Source organism: Hymenobacter setariae (genome assembly GCF_007713685.1).
In the GTDB taxonomy this organism is placed as follows: Bacteria; Bacteroidota; Bacteroidia; order Cytophagales; family Hymenobacteraceae; genus Hymenobacter; species Hymenobacter setariae.
Window position 1 is genome coordinate 257,094 of record NZ_VMRJ01000001.1, and the last position, 17,194, is coordinate 274,287.

The window sequence follows — 17,194 nt, forward strand, 5'->3', positions numbered from 1 at the left end:
CTGCGCGCCGCGGCAGGTCGTTTTTTTAGCGTTAGCTAGCCGTTAGAGCTTCGCTTGCAAGATGGTAATACTGTGTGCCTCGGCTGTATACGTGGTAGCGCCAGCAGGTAGGGTGCGCTGCTTGTAGCTGACTACGTTCTTGTCCGGGGCCTTCAGCGTATTCATGGCTTCTATTGAGGAAGCGTTTAGCTCATGTGCAGTCCAGGGGCCTGCTACTTTGGCGTTGAGCTTTAAGGGCACCACTACTTTGCTATCGCGGTTGACGATGGCTAGGGTAAGGGTTTTGCCATCGGTGGAGGCCGATACATCAAGCGCCTCCGTGCCAGTGGTAGTTACGGCCACGCTCTGGGGGCCGCAGAGCCGCCGGTAGAGCTCTAGGGGATAGTAAATCGTCTGGCAGATGGACGTGGTTCCGTTCGTCATGATGGGCGCCAGCACGTTCACGGTTTGGGCCCAGGTGGCCAGGCCTATCACTGCCGCATTGCGCTGAAAGATGTTGAGGAACGTGGCTACCCCTAGGGCGTGGTTCCAGGTATAGTCTACCTCCAGGTCGTAGGCGCCGCGGCCGCCGTTTTCCCAGATGCCCCACTCATCGACCGCAATCTTGACGGGCTGCTGACGGGCCGGGAAGCGGTACCACTTGCTGAAGCTGGCTACTTTGGGCGGGGTGAGGGCGGCAATCTGGGCCGCGGTGGTTTTGATGGCGGCTTCCATCTCGGCAATGGACGTAAAGAGCGAGGCCGGGTCGCTGGGCTTGGAGCTGGCGTAGAGGTGAAGCGCAATGTAGTCGCAGATGGGGTGCAGCTCTTGCAGCACCTGCTGGTTCCAATCAGGTTTGTCGCCCACCATAATGAGCTGGACGGACGGGTCTTGCAGCTTCATGAGCTTGGCGTAGTACCAGGCTTGCTTGATGTAGTCGCGCGGGTCTTGCAGTCGGCCGGCATCTTCCTTGGCGGCTTCTTCATTGCCCAGGCCCCAGTACTTTACCTGGTAGGGCGCGGGGTGGCCGTTGGCTTTGCGCTGGGTGGCGTAGTCGCCCTCCGTGGCGTTGCAATACTCGACCCACTCGGCGGCTTCTTCGGCCGTGCCGGTCGACATATTCACGGTCAGGAACGGCGCGGCGCCGAGAAGACGGGCGTACTCCATAAATTCATCGGTGCCGACATGGTTGTTGTCGTAGCCGCCCCAGATGAGGTTTTTGCGCACCGGCCGGTTTTTGCCCACGCCATCTTTCCAGTGGTAAATCTTGGTGACCGTGCCGCCGGGGTAGCGCAGCAGGGTGGGGCGCAGCCGCTGCACTTTTTCGAGTACATCGGGGCGAAAGCGGTGCTGCTGGTCGTCGTAAATGCCGCCGTAAATGGCGCGCCCTAGGTGCTCGATAAACTGCCCGTAGATGGTAGGCGCTATTGTGCCCAGGGACTGGTCGAGGTGCACCGTGATGTCGGCGGTTTTGGGCGCGAATAATCTTTTGACGGGGCCCGGTACCATAGCCCCAGCGAGGGCAGTAGTACTCAGGCCAATAAATTGTCGGCGAGGCTGTTTTTCCATTTAAACTCTTTGGCGGATGATGCTTACGCGGGAGTTGGGGCGTGTGTACCGTGGACTCTGCGAGTCCGCGTGTGCATGAGTTAAAACGCTCCTACACGCGGACTCGCAGAGTCCACGGTACACCCGTCCTCTTGCATTAGCCCGTTATACCAGCCACGTGTTCCGCAAAAAGCGCAGCCAGTTGCCGTGCATCATGTCTTCGATGTCCTCGGTCGAGTAGCCGCGTTTGGCCAGCAGGTCGGGTATTTTTTGTAGGTCGGCGATGGTCTCTAGGTCGTATGGGCACTGCTCGCGGCCGAAGGCGCCGTCGAGGTCGGTGCCCAGGCCCACGTGCTGGGCACTGCCCATCACTTGGCACAGGTGGTCGATGTGGTCGATGGCTACTTCCAGGTTACAGTGCATCCCTAGGGGCGTAGACACGCCGCGCACCCAGTTGGGCACCATCATCCAGGCGTCGAGGGCAGCGCCTACTACGGCGCCGCGGGCGGCCAGTGCCCGCAGCTGCTCGTCGCTGTACTGGCGGTTGTGGTTGACGAGGGCGCGGCAGTTGTTGTGACTGGCCCACACGGGGCCGCCAAAGAGGTCGAGCGCTTCCCAAAAGCTGTCGTCGCATAAGTGGGTCGCGTCCAAGATGATGTTGAGGCGCTCCATTTCGCGCAGCAGCGCGGGGCCTTGGGGCCCTAGGCCGCCGGTGGCATCGGTGCCCTGGGCGTAGCGGCCGGGCCCGTAGTGGGCGGGCCCCACGGCGCGCAGCCCGTACTGGTAGGCTTGCTCTAGGTGGCCCACCGTGATGAGCGAGTCGGCTCCTTCCAGGCTCAGGATGTAGCCGATGGGCTTGCGGTCTTGAGGGGTGTCGTCGGCCCAGCGGCTGAGGTGCTGCTCTAGGGTGGCGCGGTCGCGCACCTGCGTCATTTCGCCGGCGGCCTCCATAGCTTGGTACCAGGCTAACTGGCCCTGGGTTTGGGCCCAGGCTTGGGCGGGCGAGTGCCAGCCGGGGAGGGGATTATCGGGCGCCACGTAGCGGGCAATCTGGGTGGCTACCACTAGCCCAATGTTGCCTTGGCGCAGGGCGGGCAGGCTCACGGTGGCCAAGCCCCGGTCGGGCTTATCAGTGAGGCCGGCTTCGCGGGCGTTGAGGGCCGCTACGGGTTGGGTGAGGTCGCGGTTCCACTCCAAGGCATTCATGCTCAGGTCGAGGTGAGCGTCTACAATCAGCATAAGCTACACGGTAAGAATTCGGTCGCGGGCCACGGTGGGCCACGTGCCGGCCAGGTGGTGGTTTTCGATGGCGGTGGCTTGGGCGTAGAGGGCCACCGTGGGGCAAATGTGGTGCGGCAGGCCGTAGAGCACGTTGCCCACCCGGTAGCCGTGGTCGGGCCCAGCTTCTACTACCAGGTGCTCTTCGCTGTGGCCAATGGGTTGTAGCTCGGGCGCATTCAGGAAAGTAACGCGCTTATCGAGCGGGCTTTCCGAAGCAATGGCTTTGTGCCCTAGGTCTACGCACAGCGTGGTAGTGGTGGGCAGCGAAACTACACGGCACAGCACCAGCGAGGCCGGCAAAAACGGCTGCTCTGCAAACGCCCGGCCGTAGCCGCCATCCCAATAAATAAACGTGCCGGGGCTGCACTCCACACCCGGCCGGGCGGCGTGTACGGGAAATGTGGGCGTGCCGCCCGCCACGATGACGGGCGCAAAACCCGCTTCTTGCAACTGCTCAGTTAGCGCCGCTACGGGCGCAAAAGCCTGGTGGCAGCGTTCGGTACGCACGGCTAGGTCTTCGTCGTGAATGTGGCCGTCGTAAACGTGCAGGCCCACCACGTCGAGGTTCGGCAAATCCTGGCACTGCTGGTAGAAGCGAAACGCTGCCGCTAGCGCAATGCCCGAGCGGTTCATGCCCACGTTTAAATCGATAAAGACCGGCACCAGCAGGTGGCTGGCTTCGGCCAGAGCGTTCAGGTGCTGGGCGGCTTCTGCATTGTCGAGCAGGCACGAAAAGCGGGTGCGCGGGTACTCTTGCATCAGGGCGAGCAGGCGGCTGGCCTTGGGGCCCACGGGCTGGTAGGCCAGCAGCACATCGGGCGCTTGGCAGCTGCCAAGCAGCTCGGCTTCGGCGATGGTGGCGCATTTAAACTTGGTGATGCCAGCGGCCAGGGTCAGCAGCACGGCTTCGCGGCTTTTGTGGGTTTTGATGTGCGGGCGCAGCCGCCCTAGGTCGTCAATTTGGGTGGCGAGCAGCGCCAGGTTATGCCGCACTCGGTCGGGGTACACCACCAGCGCGGGCGTGTCCACCATGTCCGCGTCTGCTATTTCAAACCACTCTGCCATGTGTTGGGGTGTTATTGAGGGCACTTTGAAAATTACCTGTCATGCAGAGCGTAGCGAAGCATCTCGCTCGCTTCGTTGCTAGCATAAGAAAATACTGCACCACGCTAGATGCTTCGCTGCGCTCTGCATGACCAACGATTAATTAATCGCTATAACGATGCTGAAAAACAGATTACTCCAATTCGAACAGCGCCTCAATCTCGACCGGAATGTTATCGGGCAGCGAGCCAAAGCCAACGGCGCTGCGCACGCCAATGCCATTTTCGGTGCCCCAGACCTGGGCAAAAAGCTCGCTGCACCCATTGATGATGTAGGGGTGCTTCTCAAAATCGGGCGTGCAGTTCACCATGCCCAGCACCTTAATTACGCGCTTGACCTTGTTGAGGCTGCCTAGGTTGGCCATGATGGTAGACAGGATGGTAAGGCCCACTTGACGGGCGGCCAGCTTGCCGCCTTCTTGGTCGATGGCATCGCCGATGCGGCCGATAATTAGGCTTTTGTCGTCTTGCACCGGCCCGTGGCCCGATACGTAGAGGTACTTGCCATCGACTAGGCAGGGCTTGTAGACACCGAGGGGTGTGGGGGCGGGGGGCAGGCGCAGGCCGGTTTGGGCGAAATTTTCGTCGGGGGTAGCCATGAGAAAATTAGAAGGGAAGAAATTGATTGAGCAAGATTACGCCCGCTAGCCCGGTCACGGACACGAGGGCTTCCATGACCGACCACGACCGGAGCGTGTCTTTCACGCTGAGGTTGAAGTATTCTTTGAACATCCAAAACCCGGCATCGTTGACGTGCGAGAACATGAGGCTGCCCGCGCCCACGGCCAGCACCATCAGGTTGGGGTTGGTGTGGGTTTGGAGGAGCAGCGGCGCAATGAGGCCCGCCGTGGTGAGCCCCGCCACCGTGGCCGACCCCACGCAGGCCCGGATGATAGCCGCCATGAGCCAGCCCAGCACCAGCGGCGGCAAGGCCACGTGCTGCAACAAGCCCGCAATTTCGGTGCTAGCGCCACTGTCGGTGAGCACCTGCTTGAGGGCGCCCGAGGCCCCAATTATCAGTAAAATCAAGCTGATGTCCTTCACGGCTTCGGCGTAGATGGCCATGATTTGGGGCATGCTGCGGCCCGTGCGCCAACCTAGCGAGTAGGTAGCGTAGGCCACGGCCAGCAGCATTACAACCGAGGGCTGGCCCAGTAGCGCCACCACTGCTTGTCCCGGGGCGCCCGCCGGCGCCAGCACGGGGTACAGGGCAGCCAGCATCAGGAGCAGCACCGGAAACAGGGCCGTGAAAAAGCTGTTGGCCGTGCCCGGTACCCGGGTCTCGGCCGCCGGGGCCGGCGCAAACACCTCTAGCGGTTCTGACACCAGCCCTTTTAATGTTTGGGAGAATAGCGGCCCGGCAATGATGATGGCTGGCACGGCCACCGCCAGGCCGTAGAGTAGCGTGAGGCCCATATTAGCCCCAAACTGCACAACCAGCGCCGTGGGCGAGGGGTGTGGGGGCAAAAAGCCGTGCGTGACCGAGAGCGCCGACAGCATGGGCAGCCCTAGGTAGATGGCCGGCAGCTTGTAGCGGTACACAATGGAAAAAATGAGCGGCACCATCAGCACGAAGCCGATACCATAGTAAAGCGGAATGCCGATAATAAACCCCGTCACCACCATCGCCCACTGTATGTAGCGGGGCCCGAAGGCGCGCATGAGCGCGGTAGCCAGGTTTTGGGCGGCGCCGGTTTCGGCTAGCAGCTTGCCCAGCATGGCCCCTAGGCTGAGGATGAGCACGAGCGACCCTAGGGTGTCGCCGATGCCCTTTTCGATGGACTTGGCGATGTTAGCGAGCGGCATGCCTAATAGCACCCCGGCTAGCAGCGAAATAGCTAGGAAGGCCAGGTAGGCATTGACCTTGCAGACGGATATCAGCAAGACCAAACCCACGATGCACAGCAAGACGATAACTAAGGTCATAGGGGCTAGTAGTTTACTAGAATCTCATCGACCAGCAGCCAGGACTTGCCGCCCGCGCCGTACTCGCCGGCCGGAATGACGCCCTGGTTGCTGCCCTGCACCTTTATGTAGCGGGCCGATACCGGCGCAATGCGGGCGCGCACCGGGTTGATGCCGTTAATTGGAAACTCGGTTTGCTGGTACACGGGCTGGTAGTTTACGCCATCGCTCGACACCGAAAAGACGAGCTTGGTGGGCGGCCACATCTTCTGCCAGTGGTAGTTGAGCACGTTGGTGCCCACGCTGCTGAGCTGCTGCGGGGCCCCTAGGTCGAGGGTTGCCACCAGGTCGGTGCCGCTAAAGCCGTACCACTGGCCATCGTTGTAGCGGCTGGTGCCGGCCACGCCGTTGGTAAGGCCCCAGGTGGTGCCGGGGTTGTAGTTGCCGGCCGGCGGGTTGGCTAGCGCCACAGCCTTGCCGGTGGCCGGGCCCACCGTAAACTCCTTGCTATAAACCGGCTGCGTGCGCCGAGAGCCCGCGAAAACGCTGGCTTTCACCACGCAGCTTTGGCTGATGAGCAGGGGCGCAGTGTACTTCTGGCTCTGGGCGGTGGGCTCCTGGCCGTCGGTGGTGAAGCGGATATCGCTCTGCGGCGCGCTGGCTTGCAGCTTGAGCAGCGGCAGGCCGCCAGGGCCCGCCCGTAGGCTGTCGGTCACTTCGTCATAGTTGCGGGCGGGCACCACCCCTAGGGCGCCCAGCAGCGGGTCGTGGGTGCGGACGCGGGCCAAGAAGCCGGAGTAGTTGCGCGGGCCGCGCGGCGACCAAGCGATTTCGGCCAAGGCCAGTAACCTAGGAAACACCATGTACTCTAGCTTGCGCGGGGTGGGCATGTACTCGGTCCAGACGTTGGCCTGCACGCCTCGCACGTAGCGGGCCTGCGCGGCGGTGAGCACAGCCGGCACCGGCTCGTAGCGGTAAAGCTTGCGCAGCGGCGTGTAGCCGCCCGCCGCCAGCGAGTCGCGCGGGTTTAGTGACTGGTAATAATCCAGATACACCTCTTTCTCGGGCGTCATCACCACCGAGTGCCCTAGGCGAGCCGCCTCGATGCCGCCCTGCTCGCCGGTCCAGCTCATCACGGTGGCACCCGGCGACAAGCCGCCTTCTAATATTTCGTCCCAACCTAGGAGTTGCTTATTTTTGGTAGCCAGGTATCGGCCCATGCGCTGGATGAAATAGCTCTGCAACTCGTGCTCGTCTTTCAGGTGCTCGGCCTTGATGCGGGCCTGGCATTTGGGGCAGACTTTCCAGCGCGTCTTGGGGCACTCGTCGCCGCCGATGTGCACGTAGCGGCCCGGAAAAATGGCCACCACCTCGTCGAGCACGTCGGCCAGAAACGTAAAAGTGTCTTCATTGCCGGCGCAGTACACGTCATCAAATACGCCCCAGAACGTAGCCGCCTGGTACGGCCCGCCCGTGCACCCTAGGGCGGGGTAGGCAGACAGCGCCGCCAGCGCGTGCCCCGGCATTTCAATTTCGGGAATGACCGTGATGTGGCGCTCGGCGGCGTAGCGCACCAACTCACGGGCCTCGGCCTGGGTGTAGTAGCCGCCGTAGCGCTGGCCATCGAAGCGGTGCGGCAGTTCCTTTTTGTGGCCTATCAACGTTTCGGCGCGGTAGGCCGCCACGATTTGCAGGCGCGGGTATTTCTTGATTTCGAGGCGCCAGCCCTGGTCGTCGGTCAAGTGCCAGTGCAGGGTGTTGATTTTGTAAAAGGCCAGCACGTCGAGCCACTTCTTCAGCACCGGCACCGGGAACATGTGCCGGCTCACGTCGAGGTGCATGCCCCGGTACCCAAACCTAGGGTAGTCTTCTACCACGCAGCCCGGCACGCGCAAGGCGCTCCCAGTGCCGGCGGGCAGCAGCTGGCTCAGGCTTTGCAAGCCATAAAACACACCCGCCTCATCGTGCCCCGTCACCGTAATACGACCAGGCGCCACCACCAGGCGGTAGCCCTCCGGGTGCGTCACGGCCTGCGAATCGAGTTGCAGGTAAATGCCACCCGCGGCCCCAGTCGCCGCCCTAGGTTGGAGGCTGAGCGTGAGGTGGCCCACGGTGCACACGTACTGTCGAAACCTAGCCGCCGCGCTCGGCGTCAGGCCCGGCCCGGTGTGCACCGCCGTGCGGCTCGTGAGCACGAAGGGCGCGCCGCCCGCCCGCGCCCGCACCGGCTGCGGAATAATGGGCAATGGCGGTCCTAGGTTCGGCTGCGCCTTAGCTGCTTGCCAGATACACAGCAGTACTAAGCAGAGAACTGTTGTTATGAGGTGTCCTCGGGCAGGCAAGTGAGTGTACCGTGGACTCTGCGAGTCCGCGCGTGGGGAGGTAGGTAGCAGCTTATTCACGCGCGGACTCGCAGAGTCCACGGTACACTTGCTCGGAAGCTGCGCTACTATTAATGGTTGCTGCAACGTGCTATTCGTTAATTCACTAGCTTGGTGTCGCCTTCTACCGCCACGCCGCTTTGCTCGGCCACGGCTTTGTATTCGAAGGCGCCCTTAGGCGTTTTTAGCGGCGCTGTGAAGCGGCCGTCGGCGCTCACGGGCACCCAGGCCGAGTACTGCCACGGGTCGGCGTACAGAGTCTCGACGCGGCCGCGGTAGGGCCGGTAGGCGAAGCGGGCGCGGGTTACACTTTTACCCTTGTAGTTGTAGAGACGCCCGCTGAGCTGGGTGCTGGCGGCGGCCGGCTTGGCGGCGGTGGTTTCTACGGTCACGGCCTCGGCCAGGGCGGGCTGCACGTTGGCTAGTTTGATAACCAAGGCATTGGGCCAGCGGTGGTCGTCGTAGATGCGCTGCGACTTCACGGCTGTTACGACCAGCCCGCCGGGCGTCTGCTGGAAGGTGGGGCGCACGTCGAGGCCGGGCTTGTACTCCATTATTTTACCGTTCTGGCCCAGCACGCTCACCGTGGTGTTGGGCTGCGCCTTTACCGAGTGCAAGGTAAACGTCCGGCGCTCGCCTTCTTTCCAGTCGGGCACCTCCGTCACGATGGCGTACAGGTTCTTGCCCTTGGCCGTAAATAGCACGTTATTTTCCTTATTCACTACCCAGCTGCGGGTGCTGTCGATGCTTTCGTGGTTGAGGAAGTACCACGCGGCCATCTCGCGCAGGCGGCCTTCCTGCTCGTCGGGCAGCGCGCCGTTGGCCTTGGGGCCCACGTTGAGCAGCAGCGAGCCGCCCTTCGAGCGGGCCTCCACCAGTAGGTCAATGAGCTGGGTGCCCGACTTGTAGCGCTCGTTGGTGGGCTGGTACTGCCAGGCCGTGCCGATGGTGATGGGCGAAAGCCAGGGCTGCGTAATGGGCGTGCCCGGCAGGGTTTGCTCGGGCGTTTTAATGGCCCCGCGGGTGATGAGCAGGTTGGGTTGGATGCGCCAGCAGGTTTCTTTCACGACTTCCTTGGGCTCGCCGTCGATGAAAAACACATCGATTTTGCCGTAGTTGGTCATCAGTTCCTCGCACTGCCGGCGGTTGTAGTCGTTGTACTTCTGGGTCATGGCCGCGTCAAATTTTAAGTTGTCGCGGGTGATGGGCAGGTGATTGGCGTGCAAGAAATAGAAGTCCTCGGGCGAAAAATAAAAGCCCACGTCCAGGCCCGCGGCGCGGGTGGCATCCACAAATTCCTTCAGCAAGTCCTTCTTATAAGGGGTCTTGGTGATGTTGAAGTCGGTCGTTTTGGTGTCCCACATGCAGAAGCCCGCGTGGTGCTTGGTCGTGAACACGATGTACTTCATGCCCGCCAGCTTGGCCAGCTCGGCTATCTCACGCGGGTTAAACTTGTCGGGGTTAAACGTCTTAGGTAGCTCCGTGAAGAAGCGGTTCACGTAGTCGTCCGAAGCGCCCACCAGCGAGTGGCTGATAACTACGCCCAGTTGCGCATCCACGCTGAAGTGGATGAACAGGCCGGCGCCGGTGTTTTTCAGCCACTGCTCGCGCTCGGGCTTATTCAGGTTGTAGCTGCTTTTCTCGTCGTCGTTCACCACGTCGTTTTGGGCGCGGGCGGCTTGGAAGCACAGCAGCAGGGGCAGGATGGCCAGTAGTTTGGTGGGCATCAAAGAAGCTTGAAAGAAGCAAATGGGCCCTAGGTTGCCCTAGGGCCCATTTGCTATGATTAGGTAATCAAAATCAGTTTCTAGGTCAAGGAATGGGCGCGCTGCCCTGGCGTTTAACCTCACCCCCGGCCCCTCTCCTTGAGGAGAGGGGAGCCACGGCGGCGCTGGTGTTCGTGCACGTGTACAATCGTCAGGCTCCCCTCTCCCCAAGGAGAGGGGCCGGGGGTGAGGTTGGCGCCCTATTGCTTATCCCAGTACACGCGGGTCAGCAGGTTGTCGGGGCCCTGCCGGGCCACGGCCGCCGCGTAGGAAGTCGGGTTTAGGTTCTGCTCCGAAATGGGGTAGATGAAGCGGCGCGGAAACTGCCCGCCCGTGGCGTTGCCCACGTAGTTGTTGGGCGTGAGGGCGGGGTAGCCGGTGCGCCGGTAGCTGGCAAAAGCCTCCTGCGCATCGGGGAAGATGCTGACCCAGAACTGCGTATATATCTGCTGCATCTGCTGCGCAAAGGTGCCCGTCACCAGCTGGTTGCGGCTCACGTAGGCGTTGATTTTAGCGGTCGGAATGGTGCCGTCGCTCGCGCTGAAGAGGCTCCACTGGCGCAGGGCCGCGGCCACGCCATTAGAGTACAGCGTAGCCGCCGGCGTGCCGGTCGACCAGCCCCGCAGGGCCACTTCGGTTTGCAGAAAGTACGACTCGGCCGCCGTGAACACCAGAAAGGGCGAGTTGCGCAGCAGCACCGTCTTGGGGTTGGGCTCGCTGAGCTGGGCAAAGTTGGCGGGCTTGGACCCTAGGTTGGCCGGCATGCCCTGCTGCTTGGCAAAGGTGGTGTCGGTCACGTTGGGCGAGCCGCCCGTGTACACCACCGACACCACTGCTAGGCGCGGGTCGCGAGTTTGCTTGAGGTAGTTGATGAAAACGTCTTGATACTTGCCGCCTTCCTGGTTGGTGCTGCCGTTGGCCGCGATGTAGTCGCTGATGTAGAGGTTATACGCCAGCGGGTTTTGGTTGATGAGCTGGCCGCTGGCCAAATACGATACCTTAGCAATGTCGCCATCGGCCGTAATGACGCCGCCCGCCAGTGCCTTGGTGGCCCAGCTTTGGGCCGCCGCCGCGTCTACTTTGGTCAGGCGCATGCCTAGGCGCAGCATCAGGGAGTACGCCAGCTTTTTCCACTGCGTGGGGTTGCCGTTGTAGATGAGGTCCGACTGGCCGTAGGTGGCTTTGCTGGGGTCCAGGCTCTGGGCGGCTTCGTCCAGCTCCTTCAGCATGTCGGCGTAAATGTCCTTTTGCGCGTCGTAGGCGGGCGTAAACTGGTTGTCGGTGTAACCCTTGGTGGCCTGCAAGTACGGAATATCGCCGTACACGTCGGTGAGGCGGCTGTAGCAGTACACGCGCCAGATGCGCGCCTCGGCCAGCAAATTCACCCGGGCCGGGTCGTCCTTCACCGAGTTGATTATCAGCGTGAGCTCGTTGAGCGCGCCGGGGTAGGCATTGCTAAACGACGACGACGACGAATTGACCTGGCTGGCAATGTACTTCGAGCCAAAGCCCGCCACGTCGTTGTAGCTGGTGGTGTACTGCATGGTGCCCAGCAGGAGCAGCAGCTGGTTGGCCACCCCATCGTACTGGGCCTTGGTGAATAAAAATTCCGGCGTGAGGGTATTCACCGCATTGGGGTTGGTGTTTATCTCCTCAAAGTTTTTGGTACAAGCCGTACCTAGCAGCAAGCTCGTCGCCACCAGCAGGCATTTAGAAAATAAGCGCTTCATCGGGAATGCTGGAGGGGTTAGAATTTAACGGAAAGGTTGACGCCGTACGACCGGGTGCGGGGCAGGCCGATGGACTCTAGGCCCTGGTAGTTGCTGTTGCTGAAGCTCTGCTCGGGGTCGAAGTCGGTGTGCCGCAGCAGCGTGGCCAGGTTGCGGGCCACGAAGGCGATGGTAACCGACTGCACGTTGAGCTTGCTGATGTGGAAAGCCGGCAGGTTGTACCCTAGGATAACCTGGCGCAGCTTGATGAAGCTACCATCGTGCAGGAAGAGCTCCGAGTAGTTTTTGTAGTTGTCGTAGTAGTTGCGCAGGCCGCTCACGGGCACCGTGCGGTCGTAGGCGCTGCCGTCCTGGGTCACGCCTTGCAGGCGCAGGCCCGACTCGCGGCCCGGCAGCGTGGTCTTTAGCAGCCCGAGGCGGGTTTCGTACACCTCGCTGATAGAGAACACCTTATTGCCAAATTTGCCATCGAGCAGCACGTTGAGCGAGAAGCGCTTGTAGCGGAAATCGTTGTTGAAGCCCATGGTGAGCGGGGCTACGCTCTTGCCCAGCGGCTGCAAGCCGGTGGCCACCGGAAAGCCACTCGTGGCGTTGTACACGGTGTTGCCGTTGGCGTCTTTCAGGATGCGGGTGCCCACTATCTCGAAGGCCGACTCGCCCACGATATTATTGATATTGCCCCAGTTGCCCACCGTCGAGGCCAGGTTGATAGACGAAATACCCTCGGCCAGACTCAGCACCCGGTTGTCGTTGTAGGCCACGTTGTAGCTGGTGTTCCAGGAGAAAACGGAGCTTTTAATGGGCGTGCCGCTTATCAAGAACTCGATGCCTCGGTTGCGCACGCGGCCCGCATTCAGGTACACGCTGTTGTAGCCCGAGGTGGGGCTGATGGTCGAGTTAACGATATCCCTATCCGTCAGACGGTTATAGTACGTAATATCGAAGCTCAGGCGGTTATCCAGAAACTGGCCCTCGATGCCGCCCTCGGCCGTGGTCGAGAGTACCGGCCCTAGGTTGGCATTGGTGATGCCCGCGATGCCCGAGCCCGGCGTGTTGCTGCTCACGTTTTGCAGCGGCTGGCCCGAGCTAGGTACGTTGCTGTAGGTCAGGTTGACGGCGTAGGGGTCGGGGGCGCCCTGGCCCACCTGCGCATAGGCGCCCTTGAGCTTAATCAGGTTTACCGCCTTGGGCAATTGGAAGAGGTCCGATACAATGAGGCTGCCGTTGACGCTGGGGTAAAACTGGCGGTTATTGCTGGGGCTCAAGTTCGAGTACCAGTCGTTGCGGCCCGTCACGGTCACGTACACCAGGCCTTTGTAGTTGAAGTCGGCTGAGCCAAACGCCGAGTTTACTTGCTGCCGCGACGAGAGCGCCAGCGTGGTCGATGAGGCCAGGTTGTTGTAGCTGTAGAAGAACGGAATCGTGAACCCGGTGCCCGCCTGGTCCAACTCGTTCAGCTCGGAGTGCCGCCGGTTGGCCCCCGCCAGCAAGGACACGCCAAAGTCCTTAATCTGCCGGTTATAAGTCAGGGTGGCGAGCCCGTTAGTTTCGCTCACATCCGACTTGATGCCCACGTACTGCCCGGTCAGGGCATACAAGGTGCCCGTGGGCGTGACGCTGGCAAAGTTGTAGTCGTAGTGGTCCTGGCTTACTACGCCCTTGAGCACCAGCCCTTTCAGAAGCTCGTAGCTTATCGAGCCCTGGCCGATAAAGCGGTTTTTGCGGTCGTCTTCCTGAAACTTGTTGATGACGAAGTAGCCGTTGGTGGCGATGCCGGCGTCGTTCCACACGGTTTCGTAGCCGCGGGCGTCGTAGCCGGGGTTCAGCCAGCGCACGTCGGCGGTGTTGGCAATCATGTAGGGCGACCAGTTGGGGTTGGCCGAGGCATCGCCCGCGCTGGGGCGGTTGTGGGCCACTTCGAGGTTGTACTGCGCCAGGGCCTCGTAGCTGAGGCGGGAGTTGAGGTGGCCGCTTAGGTTAAGGTTCGCCGTTTTGCGGTTGTAAGTGGTGCCCGGCAAGATGCTCTTGCTATTCAGGTCGGCCAGCGAAAACCGGTACGCAATCGACTCATTGCCACCCGAAAACGCGACCGTGTTGGTGAGCGTGGTGCCGGTGCGGTAGAAGTGCCGGAGGTTGTCTTTCTGGGCCACGTAGGGGTGCGTTTGGCCATCCACGCCCACGTAGTCGGTCGAGCCATCGAGCTTGGCGCCCCACGAGCGGCGGCCCGTGGCCTGGGCGGCGGCCAGGGTGGTGGGCTTTACGCCCCCGTCGCCCTGCCCGTATTCGTATTGAAAGTTGGGGAAAACGGCAATCGACTCCGCCGTAAACGTCCCGTTGTATTCCAGACCGATGCCTTTTTGCGCCCGGCCTTTTTTGGTGGTGATGAGGATAACCCCGTTACCCCCGCGCGAGCCGTAGAGGGCCGCCGCCGTGCCGCCCTTAAGCACCGTAATCGACTCGATATCATCGGGGTTAATGCCCGAAATACCGTCGCCCCGGTCTACGTTGCTGCCGCCGCCGTTGGCCGTGGGGGCCTGCCCCGGCACCGAGTTGTCAATCGGCATGCCGTTGACTACGTACAGCGGCTGGTTGTTGGCCGAGCCCGAGAGCGAGCCATTGCCGCGAATAATGACGCGGCTCGAGCCGCCCGGCCCCGTCGAAATCCCCGCCACGTTCACGCCTGCCACCTTGCCGGTGAGGGCGTTGGCCACGTTGTTTTCGCGAGCCTGGGTGAGGTCTTCGCCCTTCACCTCGGTTACGGCATATCCTAGGGAGCGCTTTTGCTTGTTGATACCTAGGGCCGTTACTACCACCTCATCCAGGTTTTGGTCGCTCTTGGCCAGCTTGATGGTGAGCGGCGCCGACCGGTTGGTCACGGTAATCTCCACCTTGCTGTACCCCACAAACGAGGCCACCAGCGTCACGGGCTTGCCGTCGTAGCTGGCGGGCAGCTTCAGGCTGAAGCTGCCGTCGGCGTCGGTGGCGGTGCCTATCGAGGGGTTGTCTTTCAAAATAACCGAGGCGCCCGGCACGCCGCCGCCGTCTTCGGCAAACTGCACCTTGCCTTTGATGGGCTCGTCGGCCATGCGCTGCCCGCTGGCCGGAATAATAACGTACTGCCGGGCGGTAATCTGCTTGAAATCTAAGCCCGAGCCCGTTAGTAGCTGGCCCAGCCTAGCATCAATGGCTAGCGCCGAGCTGTCGGCCACCGTCCCAAACTTGTTATCAAGCAGGCCCTCCTGGTAGGCAATCTGCACCCGGTACGTTTGCTTGAGTTGGCGCACTACCTCCTTCAGCGGTCGCCGGGTGGCGGCGCTAGGCTGAAGGCTTTGTGGCCGGTAGTGCGCGCCGCCGGTGGGGGGCGGGCTCACCATGGCTAGCTGGGCCGCGCTAGGCAAGCTGCGGCAGGTAAGCAGCAGCAGCGGAGCGCACCATTTCAAATTCCTGGAGTCGAAATTTCTCATACGGGTGTGGTGGGAGGTAAGTAATTAATTTACAATTATTTGTTTGCCATTCTGGTAGATGCTCACGTGTAAGATGGTCGAAATGGTTTGCAGCAACTCCTGCACGCTGGCCACGTTGATGTCGCCCTCAATTTTGAGGTGGCGGGCGGCGGCACGGGTGTAGCGCACGCGGTAGCCGTGCGTGTCCTCGAGCGACTTCAGGATGTCGCCCAGCGTGCCGTTGCTGAACACAAACTGGCGTTTAGACCAGCTTGCGAGCTTCTCGGGGTGGGCTAGCTTGTCGGTGAGGGCCAGGCGCTGGGCCGCGTATTTGGCGTAGTCGCCGGGGGCGAGCACCAGCGAGGTCGCCGGCCCCGCCGGGGTCGTGGCCGTCAGCCTGATTTTGCCCGTCACGAGCCCTACCCGCACGTCGGCGTGCCGGTTTACCACGTTGAAAGTGGTACCTAGGACCTCGATATTCAAGTTGTTGCAGTGCACCACAAAGCGCTCGCCCGGCCGAATGTGGGTCGAGTCTTGGTTGAGATGCACCACCTTAAAGAAGCCTTCGCCCTGGAGCCAGGCCTCGCGCACGTGCTGGCCCCAGCCCCGGTGGTAGGTCAGCGTCGAGTTGCCGTTTAGCACCACGCGCGTGCCATCGGGCAGGTCCACCGTTTTCAGTTCGCCAAAGGCGGTTTCCACCCGCTGCTCCTGGTTGTACCATACCGCCAGCGAGCCCAGCCCCAGCGGCATCACTGCCGCCGCAATGCGCAGTGCCCGCGGCCAGCGCCGCGTGGCCCGCGGCAGCACCAGTGGGCTGGTGGCAGTAGGACCCACCGCTGCCTCGATGCGCTGCCAGATTTCCGCCTGCTGCGAGCTCTCGAAGGTGGTCTGGGTACGGTAAACGCGCAGCAGCCGGGTGGCCTGCGCAATAGTTTCTTTCTGAGCTGGGTAGCGTTCGCCCACTTGCTGCCACAGGCGCACAGAGTCGGCGGTCGGCTCTAGCACCGACTTTACAAAGGCATCATCTTCCAGCAACTCGGCAATTGTCAACGAAGCGTATTTCGTCAAATCCATAGGGTAGGCGCATTGTCTACCTTGGATATACCCGAGCCTATCTTAATTATCCCTTCACGCCGAAAAAATTTTCAATTAATTTTTCGCATTACCCGGCAAGAGCCGGATGAGCCAGTCCCATTGGTGCGCAGTTTAGTGCTTTGGCACTGCCTAGGAGCTTATGATTGAGCTAAATAGCTTTGGATGGGACAGCATTATTCACCAAACAAAGTGCCGCCCAAAGCAGAAGAGCCTTTAAATAATTCTTCTAGCTTGTGCAGAGCTTTGTAAAGTAGCTTGTAGGTGGAAGCTACCGTGATATCCATGATATCGGCGATTTCGGGGTAGCTGAACCCTTCGTAGAAGCGGAGGAATACGATTTCTTGCTGCCGCGCTGGCAGGGTGCTAATCACGGCCTTCATCTTGTGCTGAAGCGCTCGCTCTTCTTCGTCTTCGATAACGGCTTGGTCAAACGACACCTCGAACGGGAAGGCTTCGGCGCCCTCATCCACGCTGGTGAAGCGCGACCGCACGTGCAGCTTGCGAAAGATGATGCTGCGCAAGGCCTTGAACAAATAGTTCTTTACCGATAATGGATTGCCTAGGCTCTGCCTAGTAGTCCATAATTTAATAAATAAATCCTGCACAGCATCCGCAATCAACGCCACGTCCCGGGTGAATTTGTGGCCATAGTTGTTCAGCAGCTTGAAATAGTAGTTGTAAAGCGTGGTGTAAGCTTGCCAATCATCTTGCTTAAATAAATTCCATAGCCGTAGCTCTTCGTCGGGAGGTAGCATAGTGGCTAAAGAAATTAATAGTCAGAGTATTATATTTTAAGAAAGCGAAACTCGGTAAGCGACAGCAAATTTTAGATGACCACTGCTTTGGTGCAGCGCGAGTAGCCTAGTTGGGAGAAGTAGCAACGAAGCCGCCGCCTGGCCAACGGATAGCCACTGGTAATACTAGGGAACGAGGCCCAAGAATGCCGCGTCAGGTTAGCTAAGT

11 protein-coding genes are annotated in these 17,194 nt (G+C 61.0%); all 11 read right to left on the minus strand.

All coding sequences use genetic code 11. The features are described from left to right. Nucleotides 1-42: 42 nt before the first annotated feature. Nucleotides 43-1,548, minus strand: coding sequence for an alpha-L-arabinofuranosidase C-terminal domain-containing protein (locus tag FNT36_RS01070; protein ID WP_144843119.1), 1,506 nt, complete (start codon nt 1,546-1,548; stop codon nt 43-45). 144 nt (nt 1,549-1,692) lie between these two features. Further along, nucleotides 1,693-2,766: a dipeptidase gene (locus FNT36_RS01075; protein WP_144843121.1), complete on the minus strand. Its 1,074-nt coding sequence runs from the start codon at nt 2,764-2,766 to the stop codon at nt 1,693-1,695. Nucleotides 2,767-2,769: 3 nt separating this feature from the next. Next, nucleotides 2,770-3,873 carry a D-TA family PLP-dependent enzyme gene (locus FNT36_RS01080; RefSeq protein WP_144843123.1) on the minus strand — a complete coding sequence of 368 codons (1,104 nt, stop codon included), beginning with the start codon at nt 3,871-3,873 and terminating at the stop codon, nt 2,770-2,772. Nucleotides 3,874-4,045: 172 nt separating this feature from the next. Next, entirely contained in the window at nt 4,046-4,510 is a 465-nt protein-coding gene (locus tag FNT36_RS01085; protein WP_144843125.1) for a RidA family protein, read from the minus strand. 7 nt (nt 4,511-4,517) lie between these two features. Further along, on the minus strand, nt 4,518-5,837 hold the full coding sequence (locus tag FNT36_RS01090; RefSeq protein ID WP_144843127.1) for a gluconate:H+ symporter: 1,320 nt from the start codon (nt 5,835-5,837) through the stop codon (nt 4,518-4,520). 5 nt (nt 5,838-5,842) lie between these two features. Continuing rightward, on the minus strand, nt 5,843-8,062 hold the full coding sequence (locus FNT36_RS01095; RefSeq protein ID WP_233635581.1) for a glycoside hydrolase family 20 protein: 2,220 nt from the start codon (nt 8,060-8,062) through the stop codon (nt 5,843-5,845). A 233-nt stretch (nt 8,063-8,295) separates the two neighbouring features. After that, nucleotides 8,296-9,924, minus strand: a complete 1,629-nt coding sequence (locus tag FNT36_RS01100; protein ID WP_144843129.1) for an alpha-L-fucosidase — start codon at nt 9,922-9,924, stop codon at nt 8,296-8,298. A 239-nt stretch (nt 9,925-10,163) separates the two neighbouring features. Then, nucleotides 10,164-11,693, minus strand: a complete 1,530-nt coding sequence (locus tag FNT36_RS01105; protein WP_144843131.1) for a SusD/RagB family nutrient-binding outer membrane lipoprotein — start codon at nt 11,691-11,693, stop codon at nt 10,164-10,166. A 17-nt stretch (nt 11,694-11,710) separates the two neighbouring features. Next, nucleotides 11,711-15,157, minus strand: a complete 3,447-nt coding sequence (locus tag FNT36_RS01110; protein WP_144843133.1) for a SusC/RagA family TonB-linked outer membrane protein — start codon at nt 15,155-15,157, stop codon at nt 11,711-11,713. A 24-nt stretch (nt 15,158-15,181) separates the two neighbouring features. Then, nucleotides 15,182-16,210: a FecR family protein gene (locus tag FNT36_RS01115; protein WP_144843135.1), complete on the minus strand. Its 1,029-nt coding sequence runs from the start codon at nt 16,208-16,210 to the stop codon at nt 15,182-15,184. A 194-nt stretch (nt 16,211-16,404) separates the two neighbouring features. Further along, nucleotides 16,405-16,986: an RNA polymerase sigma factor gene (locus FNT36_RS01120; RefSeq protein ID WP_144843138.1), complete on the minus strand. Its 582-nt coding sequence runs from the start codon at nt 16,984-16,986 to the stop codon at nt 16,405-16,407. Between the last annotated feature and the right edge of the window lie 208 nt (nt 16,987-17,194).

Excerpts from the sequence above, each read along its gene's own strand:
- FNT36_RS01070 (WP_144843119.1), bottom strand. The coding sequence starts at position 1,548 with ATGGAAAAACAGCCTCGCCGACAATTTATTGGCCTGAGTACTACTGCC.
- FNT36_RS01075 (WP_144843121.1), bottom strand. The coding sequence starts at position 2,766 with ATGCTGATTGTAGACGCTCACCTCGACCTGAGCATGAATGCCTTGGAG.
- FNT36_RS01080 (WP_144843123.1), bottom strand. The coding sequence starts at position 3,873 with ATGGCAGAGTGGTTTGAAATAGCAGACGCGGACATGGTGGACACGCCC.
- FNT36_RS01085 (WP_144843125.1), bottom strand. The coding sequence starts at position 4,510 with ATGGCTACCCCCGACGAAAATTTCGCCCAAACCGGCCTGCGCCTGCCC.
- FNT36_RS01090 (WP_144843127.1), bottom strand. The coding sequence starts at position 5,837 with ATGACCTTAGTTATCGTCTTGCTGTGCATCGTGGGTTTGGTCTTGCTG.
- FNT36_RS01100 (WP_144843129.1), bottom strand. The coding sequence starts at position 9,924 with ATGCCCACCAAACTACTGGCCATCCTGCCCCTGCTGCTGTGCTTCCAA.
- FNT36_RS01105 (WP_144843131.1), bottom strand. The coding sequence starts at position 11,693 with ATGAAGCGCTTATTTTCTAAATGCCTGCTGGTGGCGACGAGCTTGCTG.
- FNT36_RS01110 (WP_144843133.1), bottom strand. The coding sequence starts at position 15,157 with ATGAGAAATTTCGACTCCAGGAATTTGAAATGGTGCGCTCCGCTGCTG.
- FNT36_RS01115 (WP_144843135.1), bottom strand. The coding sequence starts at position 16,210 with ATGGATTTGACGAAATACGCTTCGTTGACAATTGCCGAGTTGCTGGAA.
- FNT36_RS01120 (WP_144843138.1), bottom strand. The coding sequence starts at position 16,986 with ATGCTACCTCCCGACGAAGAGCTACGGCTATGGAATTTATTTAAGCAA.